Source organism: Pseudoruegeria sp. SK021, from assembly GCF_002119405.1.
GTDB lineage: Bacteria > Pseudomonadota > Alphaproteobacteria > Rhodobacterales > Rhodobacteraceae > Meridianimarinicoccus.
This window is the reverse complement of sequence record NZ_MTBG01000010.1, coordinates 1-12548: the sequence shown is the minus strand read 5'-3', so window position 1 is coordinate 12548 and position 12548 is coordinate 1. Positions and strand designations below refer to the sequence as shown.

At 57.7% G+C, this 12548-nt stretch carries 10 protein-coding genes and 1 pseudogene; 7 read left to right on the top strand and 4 right to left on the bottom strand.

The features are described 5' to 3' along the window. Nucleotides 1-17: 17 nt before the first annotated feature. The 3 genes from BV911_RS08235 to BV911_RS08225 are packed head-to-tail and all read left to right on the top strand — an operon-like array spanning nucleotide 18 to nucleotide 2585. Entirely contained in the window at nucleotides 18-509 is a 492-nt protein-coding gene (locus tag BV911_RS08235; RefSeq protein ID WP_086053129.1) for a TRAP transporter small permease, read from the top strand. Continuing rightward, nucleotides 502-1818, top strand: coding sequence for a TRAP transporter large permease (locus BV911_RS08230; RefSeq protein ID WP_086053128.1), 1317 nt, complete (start codon nucleotides 502-504; stop codon nucleotides 1816-1818). Before BV911_RS08235 ends, BV911_RS08230 begins: the two co-directional genes overlap by 8 nt. After that, the gene (locus BV911_RS08225; RefSeq protein WP_086053127.1) at nucleotides 1815-2585 is read left to right on the top strand and encodes an SDR family NAD(P)-dependent oxidoreductase; all 771 of its coding nucleotides are present in this window, start codon (nucleotides 1815-1817) and stop codon (nucleotides 2583-2585) included. Before BV911_RS08230 ends, BV911_RS08225 begins: the two co-directional genes overlap by 4 nt. Nucleotides 2586-2681: 96 nt before the next feature. Here the strand turns inward: BV911_RS08225 and BV911_RS08220 are convergent, their stop codons facing one another. Beyond that, nucleotides 2682-3380, bottom strand: a complete 699-nt coding sequence (locus tag BV911_RS08220) for a Crp/Fnr family transcriptional regulator (RefSeq protein ID WP_086053126.1) — start codon at nucleotides 3378-3380, stop codon at nucleotides 2682-2684. Nucleotides 3381-3508: 128 nt separating this feature from the next. On the opposite strand from BV911_RS08220, the gene BV911_RS08215 reads away from it, so the two are divergent. From BV911_RS08215 to BV911_RS08210, 3 genes are all read left to right on the top strand, one after another. Next, a complete protein-coding gene (locus tag BV911_RS08215; RefSeq protein WP_086053125.1) occupies nucleotides 3509-5455 on the top strand; it encodes an alkyl/aryl-sulfatase in 1947 nt (648 codons plus the stop codon). Between the two features lie 354 nt (nucleotides 5456-5809). After that, the gene (locus BV911_RS19560; RefSeq protein WP_168184019.1) at nucleotides 5810-5953 is read left to right on the top strand and encodes a hypothetical protein; all 144 of its coding nucleotides are present in this window, start codon (nucleotides 5810-5812) and stop codon (nucleotides 5951-5953) included. Between the two features lie 1004 nt (nucleotides 5954-6957). Then, complete coding sequence (locus BV911_RS08210) at nucleotides 6958-7758, top strand: DUF2092 domain-containing protein (RefSeq protein WP_168184018.1); 801 nt, start codon at nucleotides 6958-6960, stop codon at nucleotides 7756-7758. Between the two features lie 345 nt (nucleotides 7759-8103). Here BV911_RS08210 and BV911_RS08205 read toward each other — a convergent pair whose 3' ends face one another. Further along, nucleotides 8104-9315, bottom strand: coding sequence for a GAF domain-containing sensor histidine kinase (locus BV911_RS08205; RefSeq protein WP_086053123.1), 1212 nt, complete (start codon nucleotides 9313-9315; stop codon nucleotides 8104-8106). Between the two features lie 245 nt (nucleotides 9316-9560). After that, nucleotides 9561-10064: pseudogene (locus BV911_RS08200) on the bottom strand (transposase); the annotation flags it as partial. Between the two features lie 6 nt (nucleotides 10065-10070). Here BV911_RS08200 and BV911_RS08195 point away from each other — a divergent pair. Next, the gene (locus BV911_RS08195; RefSeq protein ID WP_371587978.1) at nucleotides 10071-11312 is read left to right on the top strand and encodes a S66 peptidase family protein; all 1242 of its coding nucleotides are present in this window, start codon (nucleotides 10071-10073) and stop codon (nucleotides 11310-11312) included. 520 nt (nucleotides 11313-11832) lie between these two features. On the opposite strand, the gene BV911_RS20370 is transcribed toward BV911_RS08195, so the two are convergent. Continuing rightward, nucleotides 11833-12081, bottom strand: a complete 249-nt coding sequence (locus BV911_RS20370) for an HAD hydrolase-like protein (RefSeq protein WP_371587995.1) — start codon at nucleotides 12079-12081, stop codon at nucleotides 11833-11835. Between the last annotated feature and the right edge of the window lie 467 nt (nucleotides 12082-12548).

Sequence of the window (12548 nt, the reverse complement as noted above, 5' to 3'; positions counted from 1 at the left end):
TACGAGAGGAGAACACCTTGCGGTTTATTCTGCGGGAATTTGAAAAAATCGTCTGTGCGGTGCTGTTTCTCGCCATGACGCTTCTTGGCTTTGCGAATGTCGTGGTCCGCTATGGCACGAATTTTTCTTTCGCCGCGACGGAAGAACTGTTGACCTATGGCTTTCTTCTGCTGACCGTCTTCGGAGCCGCCATTGCCGCGCGACGCGGCGAACATCTGGCGGTGACATTGGTACAGGAATCCTTGCCCAAACCGCTGGCCCAGATGGTGTATCTACTGTCGGTGTTGCTGAGCATCGGCCTGCTGGCCGCCTCGGCTTGGTTTTCTTGGGCGTCGCTCATGAACCTGATGACCAGTGGCATGCGCAGCTATGCGCTTGGTGTGCCAGCATGGTGGTATCAGGTGGCCCTGCCGTTCGGATTTGCCTTGGTGATCATCCGCTACCTTCAGCATGCCGCCGAACATATTCAATCGGCCCGCACTGCGCCACCGGCCACCCCCAATGTCTGAGCTTTTCGGCATGGGCGCCGGTACCCAGATGATTGTTGTCTTTTTCCTGTTCATCGCTCTGCGGGTGCCGGTCGCCTTCGCGCTTGGCCTGTCGGCCATGTACGCCATGTGGCGCATCGGCTTCGGCTTTGAACTGGCCGGTGACCTGATCGCCACTGGCATCGGCAAATATGCCCTGCTGGCCATTCCCTTCTTCATTCTGGCCGGCACCCTGATGGGATCGCTGGGCATCGCAGAGCGCATGGTCCGGTTCTTTCGCGTCCTGATCGGCAACCTGCCCGGCGGCATGGGCGTGGTCGGCACGGTCGTCTGCCTGTTCTGGGGCGCGGTATCCGGCTCGGGCCCTGCCTCTGTCGCCGCAATCGGCCCAATGATCATCAAGGGCATGGAGGAAGACGGCTATCCCCGCGCCGCCGCCGCCGCCCTTGTCTGTACCGGCGCCGCATTCTCAATCGTCATCCCCCCCTCCATCGGTCTGGTGATCTATGGCGTGATCGCAGAAACATCGATTTCCGCGCTGTTCACCGCCGCGATTTTCCCGGGCCTGTTCATGGGCTTGTTGATGCTGGTGGTCCTACCCTTCATCAAAGCCAAGGGGCGCGACGCCCTTGACGACCTGTCCCCGGCCCCTGAAAGCGCGGGCTACTGGCGCGATCTGGGCCGCACCTTCCGCGAGTCGTTCTGGGGCTTGATGACCCCAGTATTGATCTTGGGCGGCATCTATTCCGGCATTTTCACCCCAACCGAAGCCGCACTGGTCGCGACGGTTTACGCCCTGGCAGTGGGGGCCTTTGCCTATCGCACCCTGACGTGGCGCGGGCTTTACGATTCCCTGTCCGATGCGGCGGCATCATCGGCAGTGGTAATGCTGGTGGTGGCCTATGCCAGCCTGTTTGGCTGGGTTGTCACCGTCGAGGATCTGGTTGGCCAGTATTCCGGCCAGCTTCTGGGCCTGAGCGACAATTCCGCCGTTATCCTGCTGGTGATCATGCTGATCTTGTTGATCGCCGGCATGTTCATGGACCCGGTGACCGTGATGTTCATCTCGCTGCCGATCTTTATGCCGGTGGTGCGCGAACTGGGATGGGATCCGGTCTGGTTTGGGGTGCTGGTCATGGTCAACCTTGCCATCGGTCTGATCACGCCGCCCGTGGGGATCAATCTTTACGTCGCCGCCAATGTCACCCGGCTGCCCATCGAACGGATTGCACGGGCCGCTGTTCCCTTTTTGCTGGTTAGCCTGATCGGCCTCGCCGTCGTCGCGGCGTTGCCCAGCCTGTCCCTGTTTTTGCCGAGGTTCCTGAAATGAACGACACCGTTGCCCTTGTCACCGGAGCCGCGCGCGGCATCGGACTTGCGACCGCCAAGCTGTTTCACGGCGAAGGACGCCGGGTCGTAATGCTGGACGCCGATGGACCAGAACTTGAACTTGCCGCCAGCGCCCTGCCCGGCGCAATGGCCGTCACTTGCGACATCTCTCGTCCGCAAGAGGTTGCCCAGACCGTCGACAAGATCACCCAGACCATGGGGCGGTTGGACATTCTGGTGAACAACGCCGGCATCGCCGACTTCGGCCCGATGGCAGACACCGATTTTGCCCGCTGGCGGCGGGTCATGGATGTCAATCTGGACGGTGTGTTCCTGATGAGCCAAGCCTGCCTGCCGCTGCTGTCCCGTCAGGGCGGCGCAATTGTAAACATCGCCTCGATCTCAGGGCTGCGGGCCTCCACCCTGCGGATTGCCTATGGCACGTCCAAGGCGGCGGTGATCCATCTGACCAAACAGCAGGCCGCCGAACTGGGCGAGTTGGGCATTCGGGCCAACTGCGTTTGCCCCGGCCCGGTGAACACCAAGCTCGCCCTCGCGGTCCACTCACCCGAGATCCGCGCCGCATACCACGATGCGATCCCGCTGAACCGGTACGGGTCCGAGCAAGAGATCGCGGAAGTCATCGCCTTTCTGGCCAGTGAAAAAGCCAGCTATGTGACCGGGCAAGTCGTGGCCGCAGACGGCGGGTTTGAATCCACCGGCGTCGGCCTTCCGGCGCTGCGGGCGACGACGCCGCGCGACATCTAGCAGGACGGGCCACCCCGACACGTGGGAACGGCGCCCACGTATCGGGGTGGGTTGCGCCAAAGCGCTTCATCAAATCGTTGGAGCAATGACTCAGGGTTACTGTTCGCGCTTGCCATCAATGAGACCAAGAAGCGCCAAGCGGTCGATGACACGGATGCGTCCGTAGCCAAGCTCTAAGATCCCCTCCTTTTGCAGGCGTCGCAGAACCCGTTCTACAGTCGGGACGGAAAGCGCCACGAGCTCGGCAAGTTTGGTTTGCGACAGCTGCACTTCGTAAGCCCCATCCGCGCGGGTTTTGTCATGCATCGCAAGGTGGGCCGCAATTCGCGCATCGGATGGGGCGATAGCCAGGTTGGCGATCAGACGCAGGCCAAGTGCCACGTTGACGTGGCTAAGCTCATAGAAATCGGCATAAAGGCGCGGATCCTCGGCCAACAATTGGACCAATTCGGGTTGTGGTAAGTGCAAAACTTGGGTGAGTTCAGCTGCAACAAGCGAGACCAGCCTTGTCTCGCCAGAAAACTGGGCAAGGTCCCCGATCCAGTAACCTGGGTCTGCTTTGTAAATCGTGATATCCATGCCGTCGGCCCGTGGGATCATGATTTCGAACGAGCCAGACACAAGCCCGAAAATCCCGTTGGCCGGGTCGCCGAAGCGGTAAATGCTTTGTCCTGCATCAAAGACGTGAAGCTTTGCAATATTTGATAGCCGGTCGCGCGTGTGCTGCGACCGCGTAGAGAACCAACCTGAGGACGTGGCGACGGCGATGGCTTCATTCCGAGTTCTGACTGACACGTAATCAAATTCCTACAGATAAAATGGCTCTAACCAATCAGGTGATGGAGTTTTTCAGGTTAACTTACTGTAAAATCGCCCTCGAGCGGAAGAGCCTTGTCTTCCGCAGAAATCTCAAAGGACTCGAGATGCGACACACAGCTTTGATCTTGACCGGCGTGCTTGCAGCGGCTCTTCCCGCTTACGCACAGGACGCCAGCAAGGCGACGATCGCCGCAAACCAAGCGCTGAAGGACTATCTGCCCTTCGAAGATGAAACCGATTTCGAAAATGCGACGCGGGGATTGATCGCAACGCTGGATGAGGCAGAGATCACATTGCCGGACGGCACTGTCGTCTATGACACAGCCCAGTTCGACTTTCTGGAAGGTGACGCGCCCGACACAGCCAATCCCAGCCTGTGGCGCCAGAGCCGTTTGAACGCGGTGAACGGCCTGTTCGAAGTTGTCCCCGGCGGCATCTACCAAGTCCGTGGGTTCGACCTTGCGGTGATGAGCTTCATTCGGGGCGACACCGGCTGGATCGTGATCGACCCGCTGACGGCGAATGAAACCGCCGCCACCGGCCTAAAACTGCTGCGCGAAAACGTCGAAGACCTGCCGGTCAGCGCCGTGATCTTCACCCATAGCCACGTCGACCATTTCGGCGGTGTCAAAGGCATCATCACCCCCGAAGAAATCGCCGAGCGCAATGTGCCGATCATCGCGCCAGAAGGGTTCTTTGAAGAAGCCGTTAGCGAAAACCTGATTGCCGGGAATACGATGAGCCGCCGGGCGTCCTTTATGTACGGCAACGTCATCGAAAAAGGCCCAGAAGGATCGCTGGGGTCCGGGCTGGGCACAACGACCGCCGCTGGAACCGTGACCATCGTGGAACCGACCGTGACGATCTCGGAATCGCCCACCGAGATGGCGGTTGACGGCATCGACATGACGTTCCTCAACACCCCGGGCGCCGAAGCGCCTGCGGAACTGATGTTCTACATCCCCAAGTTTAAGGCGTTGATGCAGGCTGAGGAAATCAACCACACCTTGCACAACCTCTACACGCTGCGCGGCGCAAAAGTCCGGAGCGGTGACAAGTTCGCCAAGTATATCAACGATGTCATCAACCGTTGGGGCGACGATGTCGAGGTCAGCTTCGGCAGCCACCATTGGCCGACCTGGGACAATGAGAACATCGTGGAACTGTGGAAAGGTCAGCGCGACCTCTACCGCTATATCCATGACGAAACCCTGCGCCTTGCTAATAAAGGCGAGACGATGATCGAAATCTCCGAGCAACTGACCCTGCCCGACAGTTTGGCCCAGCATTTCTACAACCGCGGCTATTACGGGTCGGTTAGCCACAACGCAAAAGCCCAGTACCAACTGTATTTTGGCTGGTTCTCGGGCAACCCCTCGGAACTGGATGAACTTCCCCCCGTCGAAGAAGGCATCAAGTTCGTTGAATATGCTGGCGGCGCCGATGCGGTTCTAGAAAAAGCCCAAGCAGATTTTGATGCTGGCGAATACCGTTGGGTTGCGACGGCGCTGAACCATCTGGTCTTCGCCGATCCGGACAACCAAGCCGCGAAAGGTCTGTTGGCCGACACGCTGACCCAGTTGGGTTATCAGGCGGAAAGCGGTCCGTGGCGCAACTTCTACCTCTCGGGTGCGAAGGAACTGCGGGACGGCGTGGTAAAAGCCGCAACACCTGACACCGGATCAGCCGATGTTGTGCGCGGCCTGCCACTCGATATCTATCTGGATTATCTGGCGGTTCGCCTCAACCATCCCGAAGCTGCTGGCAAGGAAATTGCCCTCAACTTCGTGATGCCCGACGTTGACGAGCAATTCTCGTTGACGGTGACCAATGGCGTGATGAACTACACGATCGGCAACCAAGCCGACACTGTTGACGCCACTGTCACCATGGACCGTGCGGTGCTTGATAATGTCAATCTGGGTCAAACCACGTTGATGGATGCAATGACCGATGGCTCTGTCACGGTCGACGGCGACTCTGGCAAGGTTGAAGAATTCGTTGGTTTGCTTGACGGATTCGAATTCTGGTTCAACATCGTCACGCCGTAAGGCAGATAACGTCACGCTGCGGTGCCATTTTTCGCGCCGCAGCGCACAACACGACATCTTGCACGGGCATCGACAAGATTGATGCGTGCATTCAGGCTCTCCACCCATCGCCCAGAACGACCGCTGGAAGCATGCCAATGACCGAAATTTTGCGTCAGTTACGATCGGCGCGTAGCAGCCGTCAAAGCTAAGTTCCTGTCCTGCCGGGCTTGTGACAGAGCGCGAATGTCCAACTGGGCCGGTCGACGGGCAATATCTTCTTCGTGTGTCCTTGGGCTGCGAAATGCAGATTGCCCAGTATCTATTCGACCAAAGACCCTCTATGGCTATCCGAAATCTTTATGGGATACCCACATGCCGAAATCTAAAAAACCAAAAGTTAAGCGGCCAGGTGCAAACCCGGCTCAAAAAGCGCCTTTCTACCAAGCGCTGAATGGCGCGGCTGGCCAGCATTCCGGGGCTGCGACCGGCAAGAAAGCCAAAAACAAATCGTCGTAGGCCAGCCTCCCCTCACCCTTGAACGCATACCACACCCTTAAAGTCGGGCGTGGTATGCGTTCAAACCCTCCTGTGCTGGTCATAAGACCCCTCCACGACGCGGTACCACCTGCGCGCTCGGGGCTGGCCCGGATATGTTGGAAGCGTCCGCGAGATATTCGGCTGCCGAATAGATCGACACCGTTGGGTTCGCTTCCTGACGCGAACGACGGCCTCGTCGGCCGCGAAAACAGCCGCAGCCTTCTTCTTGCACGTGGCGAACGTCCGTTAAGAGTGGGAAAATTGCGTTCGACATCCAGCTTGTCCAAAAGTTCCCCACGGGATGTCATAATCCGCTCCTCTTAGATTTCCTCGTTGGGTTTCACCTTCCGAAATGACGCATAGAGAGCCAAGTCTCTGGTCGCGTCATGTCTGCTGACCTGCCCTCCAGCCGGTCTATTCATGGATTTACCGCAGGCTCACGGCTCATTGATTTAGAGTCAAAACAGGACAGTTTCTGCAAGGGCGATTGTGGACAGGACGTCCTTTGGACATCCATCACACCGGGTTACCACGCGGCGCCAATCCGCATTCTATCCTCGAATTCCCAGAAGCCGATCGGCCAATGGCAGGCTGCTTATCACCGCTCACGCCCCGGTGACCGCATGCCGTTTCGTTTTCTGCCGCAAGCCGGGCGCCCTTCAGTGGACCTTGAGATCTGTTGCGTCGATTATGTTCGACGAATTATGGGTCCTATGCTCGGGGCCCGCGGCCACGACACCATGATCCTAGCGAGCCCCCCCCATGGGGCACCTTCGCCTTCATCGATTGTACAGCGCCTTGAGCGAGCCAAACAGGGTGCCCATAAAACGGGCCCCCTCACGGAGCCTGAACCATCACAATCGCCCGAAATCAATGTCGGCAGAACGTAGAATACGGTTCCGAAAATCAGTGAATGATTATATGCCTTAGGCAGCACACACGACGTGTTTTCTGAAACTCTGTTCCGGCTAATGGAAGAACGAATGGAATCCAATCTGATGCGAACGAAAAACCACGATGGCAAGGGCCGTGCTGCTCTGGTTGGCGCGCTTGTCGTTTCGGCACTGGCAAGTCCGGTTTCGGCTGACGAAACGGATGCGAAAGCGATCCTCGCTGCGATGTCCGACTACATGACAGAGCAACAAAACTTTGCCTTCGACTTCGACTCGACACTGGACGTTATCACCATTGAAGGACGGATCATTAGTTTGACAAGTTCCGGAACAGTCGCCGTTGACCGTCCCGGACACATCAGGGCGGCACGCCGAGGCGGGTTTGCCGATATCGAGATGGGCTTTGACGGCGAGACCGTCACGCTGATTGGCCGCCAGGCAAACATCTATTCGCAACTTCCCATTGAGGGTACGATCAGAACGATGATCGAGACCCTGCACACGGACTATGACCTGGTGTTTCCGGCAGCGAACTTGCTGATGGAAGATCCGGTAAGTACGTTGATGGAGGGTGTAACCGACGTGGAGAATTTTGGCGTCGGTGTGATCGGCGGTCAGAACTGTGATCATATTGTGCTGCGCAATTCCGAACTTGATATTCAAATCTGGATCGCACAGGGCGAGATGCCGAGGCCGTGTCGCTATGTTTTGTCAACACGGGACGTGGCGCTCGAACCGCGATACACAGTTCAAATCAACAACTGGCGCAACACCGTTGATCCAGATGAATTGGCAATCGCGATCCCCGAGGGCGCAACCAAATTAGACTCTGACGCACTGAGGGAGTTGACCAAAGACTTCCCGGACAACTTCTCTGTGGGCGCCGAATAAAGACGATTTTAAATCGTAATGCCGCTGGCACCTTAACGAGGGGTGTCGGCACCTTCGGATTGGGAATGCACGACGCTGCAACAGTTTAAAATGATGAATTCCATAACGACGTCCCCGCCATTTTTGGACGTCGTTCCGTCCGACACTGTGCGGTTAATATCTGGTGTTTGGCTTAAGCTGGCCAAACACCGGATACAGCGCTGCGCCGCATCCGGGCGAAGCGCTCAGTCATGGATCGTGCAGCCCTTTGTCAGCCGAAGCGTCGAACACGGCATAGCCAGCCATTGGAGACATGGATGCCAACGTCCATTGTCAGAGGGCGTGTCATGACACTCCCCGAATGGGCTATTTATCTGCGGCGCTGCTGGGTGGATTAGGCATCCGGAAGGTGAATGCGGTTTCGACATCATTCGACGCCACTGACAGCGTCCCCCCGTGTCCCTTCGCGATTTCCATAGCGATGAAAAGCCCAAGCCCAAGCCCCTCGCGGCTGGGACGGTTGCTTGTGCTCTCGAATGGCATGAATATCGTCGGAAGGAGATCTTCGGGTATGGCGTCACCGCTGTTGGCCACAGTCAGAACGAAGTCACCATCGACAAGTCGGGCTGCAACCTTAATGGGTTTTCCTGAAGCACCGTGGGTGACTGCATTTCCCAACAGATTGGAAAACAACTGCGATATGCGTGCGGCATCGCAGAGCACCGGAGTTGGCAACTCAATGGTCATTTTGATCGGTTGCTCTGGCGTTATGGCCTGAAGCTCGGTCGCAATCTGCGCCAAAGATGTCCCCAAGTCCTCGGCTTGGCTTCGCTCAATGACGATTCCGCCACCGCTGCGTTTACGTGCCTGATCCAGAAGGTTTTCGATCAGAAGCCCCATCCGGTTGACAGAGGCGCGCATGAAACCAACAAGCTCAACCGTCGCAGCGTCAATATCCCGGCGCTCTATCATCCGCAGTCCAGAGGCCAGCGCACTGACAGGGTTGCGTAGATCATGTGCCAAAATGGCAATGAACTGCTCCTGCACCTCAGCAAGGTCGCGCTCGTGCGACAGCGCTCCCTTGCTCTCTGCAAGGATTTCATCGGCATCCAAAATTTCTCCGATCATCTTGGAAAACAGACGAAACATTCCCAAGACCCGCTCATCCGTAAGCTTGTGAGGTTGAGGATCGATGGCACAGAGCGTACCAAAGAACGATCCGTCCGCGCGTCGGATCGGGACAGAGATATAGCCGCGGAATCCGTAGCGAGCGGGGCAATGATGGTTGACGTAGATCGGATCGCTGTTCACATCATCGATTACGATCTCCCGATCATATTGCCGAACCTCGTGGCAAAGCGTGCTCTCGACATCAAGCTCATCGCCCGGCGTTAAACCGAATGAGATCGTATCAACAGCCCTGCATGTTACCCAGCGGGCTTCCGTCACCCGTGCCACAGCCGCAAAACCCATGCCCGTCGCAAGCACGATCGTCTCAAGTAGGGTCGGAATAACTGTGCTGCGCCCAATCGCGTCGATATCATCCTGAAAATCGTGGGCCTTAGAAGAAGTATTCATTCAACAGTGTCTCGTTACATTAGAGCTTTTGAGGCCGTTTCACGAACCTACTTCATATTTCCCCCGGTGTCAGTTGTGAACGGCGCTGGTCTTGCCAGAGGTGAGGTGATCCTCGAAAGCTGGACACTGACGTAAGCATTGATTTGCTGTCTGCTGATCTTCACCATTGAGCGGATCGAAGATGTCGAAACGGCGATGTTGCGCCATGCGGGCTTTGACTTAAGCACCCCCATTCCCGCCTGAGTTCAGACGACGGCTGCGATCTCGGCCCTGCCGAGGGCCGAGAAGCGGTTCATGAGTGCGATACGGATCTGGGTTTCGGCGGTTTGGCGGTCGGGGTCTCGTGACATGATCCTTTCGCCGGACAGCTTCAAGCCTTTTATCTTAGCCTCGCCCCTGATTCGGACATGGTCTCTCGCCCATTTCGTCCAAAGCGCCCGCCCCCACCGTTGGATGGCGCGCAGGATCGCGTTTCCTGCGCTGGCCGCAGGGCAGTTCTCTATTCAGGCCCGCCCATTGCGGCGGATGGGCAGTGAGGGCATGACGGCCACCGGTCCGAAGGAACGCCCGAACACCTCGGCACCGCGCTCGATGATCGCGCCATGGCATCGCTGCGTATCGTAAGCGCCATCCGCCGCTACGGTCTTGATCGGCTCGTCGGGCGGGATTTGGGCCAGCAACTCCGGCAACAGGGGACCGTCGCCCTGACGGATCGGCGTGAACGCGACCGCGCGGACTTCTCTGCGTGCCAGACCATGCCGGATCAAGCCAAACCAACGCGGCTTAATCGTCGGGCTGCGGACCTTACTGCCGTTCTGCGACCCAGTTTACTGGTCCGCTTTGCCGACCGAGCATATAGTTGCTTTACGAGCCTACTCGCTGGAACAGCAAAACGTTCCCAAGCTATCGGAGGACTTATGAGCGACCTGCACCAACTTCGGGACTGCTGGCCTATGACACTCGTGCGCCCGCCGCGTCTGAGGTGGGGAGATCGGCTTGCGGCAGTGACCCCGTGCTGGGGTGGACCGTCGTGCTTTCCACAGCGTTTCGAGGCCGGAAAGGCCTATCTGACTAAGAGGTTCGGTCTGGAGGTGGTGGATATGCCCCATACTCATCACGATGCCGACTGGCTCGACTGCCATCCCGAAGCACGTGCGGCCGACCTCATGCAGGCTTTTGCCGACCCAAGCATTCGTGGGATCGTAGCCAGTATCGGCGGAGACGACGCGATCCGGTTGCTGCCGCATCTCGATTTGGACGTGATCCGATCCAACCCGAAGGTGTTCATTGGATATTCGGACGTGACGGTTTTGCATTTCGCCTGCCTTCGGGCCGGGCTGGGCAGCTTCCATGGGCCGACGATCATGTCCGGCTTTGCAGAGAACGCGGGCATGACCGAATTGGCAGCCACCTCCTTCGAACGAGCCACTTTCGACCCCGAGCCGATCGGGCTTCTGCCGACGAACTCCGTAGGATGGACCGTCGAAGCATGCCAATGGCAGGATGCGACTTCGCAAAAGCGGCCGCGCACGCGCATCCCCTCCACAGGATTGGAGGTATTGCAAGGAAACGGGGTAATCACGGGGCGATTGCTCGGTGGCTGTGCGGAGGTGATGGAGATGCTCAAGGGCACGCCCTGGTGGCCGCCCCTCCATGCCTGGGATGGTGCGGTCCTGTTTTACGAGACCTCCGAGGAAGCGCCGGATGCGTCTCTCGTGCTACGCTGGTTGCGCAACTACGCAGCGCAGGGCATCCTCCATCGCCTCTCTGCAATCCTGCTTGCGCGCCCAGGTGGACGCATGACCGATCTTGAACGCAAGGCGCAGAAAGCTGCGGTGCGTCGCGGGCTGGCCGAAGCCGGACTGTCCGACATGCCCGTCCTTGCGGACCTCGACATTGGACATACGGATCCGATCCTGACCCTCCCCTACGGTGCTCGCGTTGAGATCAATGCCGATACTACATGCATACGCTTGCTAGACGCCGGAGTGACGTAGAGGAGTTGGCCCGCAGATGTATTGGTGATCTGCGTTTGTGCGAAACAATTGCGCGGGCGTTTCAACAGGCGTCACAGAGCGAGGTCTGCGATCATCTGAAGTGCACGATCATTGTTTCTAGGTTTACACGAAGAGCGAACCAGCGACAGCAAGGTGCGCATTCGAACTGTTTCTGCATAGCGGAAGTTAGTCAGAACCGCAGCATCCGGTGGCTTGGTTTGGGCTTACTGCCGCCTTCCGCAATGCAGCGTGTGCATCCGGACTGGCCACGGCTTTCACTGCATGAACCGCCCTCTCCGGCCTTTCTACAACGGTCTCAACGCCGCACTACAGCTTTCGTTTTGCCGCCATTCGTTGATTTGGCGGCGTCTTAGCAATTGAAACGTCGGTCAGCGGACGAGGTGTGAATTCGCTCCTGTTGCACCAACGGCGGGTTTCGTCACATTGCGACCGAAGTGAACAAGGTGAAACCTCTTGCGACTACGGCTAGCAAGAGTGATCGCGGTTCTAGCTTCTTCGTTCAATTCCAGTGCAGATGGTCGCAAATACCGGCAAGTTTGAGGTCGGCAAACTGATGTCTAATCAGGCCATAAGTACGCGCTAACGTCTCGGGGGTTTTCATGTCACCCATGTCGATGGCATGAATGCCCCCCGCAACAAAGTACGCGGCAAACCCGTTTTGGGCAGCCCCTTTGATATCTGTCGGCAAGCCATCACCCACAACAAGTATGCGACTTTTTGACAGCGTTCGCCCCGCAGCGATGGTCATCTGCGTTATGGCCGCTTGATAAATTGGTGCTTCTGGCTTGCCTGCATAGGTGACTTTGCCGCCAATTTTTGCGTATAGCTGCGCAATTGATCCCGCACAGATCACCATGCGCTGACCGCTTTTCACGACCAAGTCAGGGTTGGCGCAGACCATATCGACTGCATTGCCCCGCATTTCCTGTAATAATGGTTCATAGATGTCAGCGCTTTCAATCTCGTCATCGAAAGGGCCAGTCAGTAGGCACAGCTTGGCGTCGCGACTGCCGACCAATGGGTGTGTCAGACCATCCAAGAGCGACTGGTCCCGCACCGGCCCGAAGTGAAACAAGGGCGTGTCGGACAGAGGTGGTCGCAAGAATTCGGACCAGTTGCTAAGCTTTAGCGACTGACGAAGGACCGACCTGAGATGACAAAACGAAAGCGCTATTCTGCGGAGTTCAAGGCAAAGGTGGCACTGGAAGCCATCCG

What these genes read in the sequence shown, in the direction of transcription:
- BV911_RS08230 (WP_086053128.1), top strand. Translation starts at nt 502, where the DNA reads ATGTCTGAGCTTTTCGGCATGGGCGCCGGTACCCAGATGATTGTTGTC.
- BV911_RS08225 (WP_086053127.1), top strand. Translation starts at nt 1,815, where the DNA reads ATGAACGACACCGTTGCCCTTGTCACCGGAGCCGCGCGCGGCATCGGA.
- BV911_RS08215 (WP_086053125.1), top strand. Translation starts at nt 3,509, where the DNA reads ATGCGACACACAGCTTTGATCTTGACCGGCGTGCTTGCAGCGGCTCTT.
- BV911_RS19560 (WP_168184019.1), top strand. Translation starts at nt 5,810, where the DNA reads ATGCCGAAATCTAAAAAACCAAAAGTTAAGCGGCCAGGTGCAAACCCG.
- BV911_RS08210 (WP_168184018.1), top strand. Translation starts at nt 6,958, where the DNA reads ATGGAATCCAATCTGATGCGAACGAAAAACCACGATGGCAAGGGCCGT.
- BV911_RS08205 (WP_086053123.1), bottom strand. Translation starts at nt 9,315, where the DNA reads ATGAATACTTCTTCTAAGGCCCACGATTTTCAGGATGATATCGACGCG.
- BV911_RS08195 (WP_371587978.1), top strand. Translation starts at nt 10,071, where the DNA reads ATGCCGGATCAAGCCAAACCAACGCGGCTTAATCGTCGGGCTGCGGAC.
- BV911_RS20370 (WP_371587995.1), bottom strand. Translation starts at nt 12,081, where the DNA reads ATGACCATCGCTGCGGGGCGAACGCTGTCAAAAAGTCGCATACTTGTT.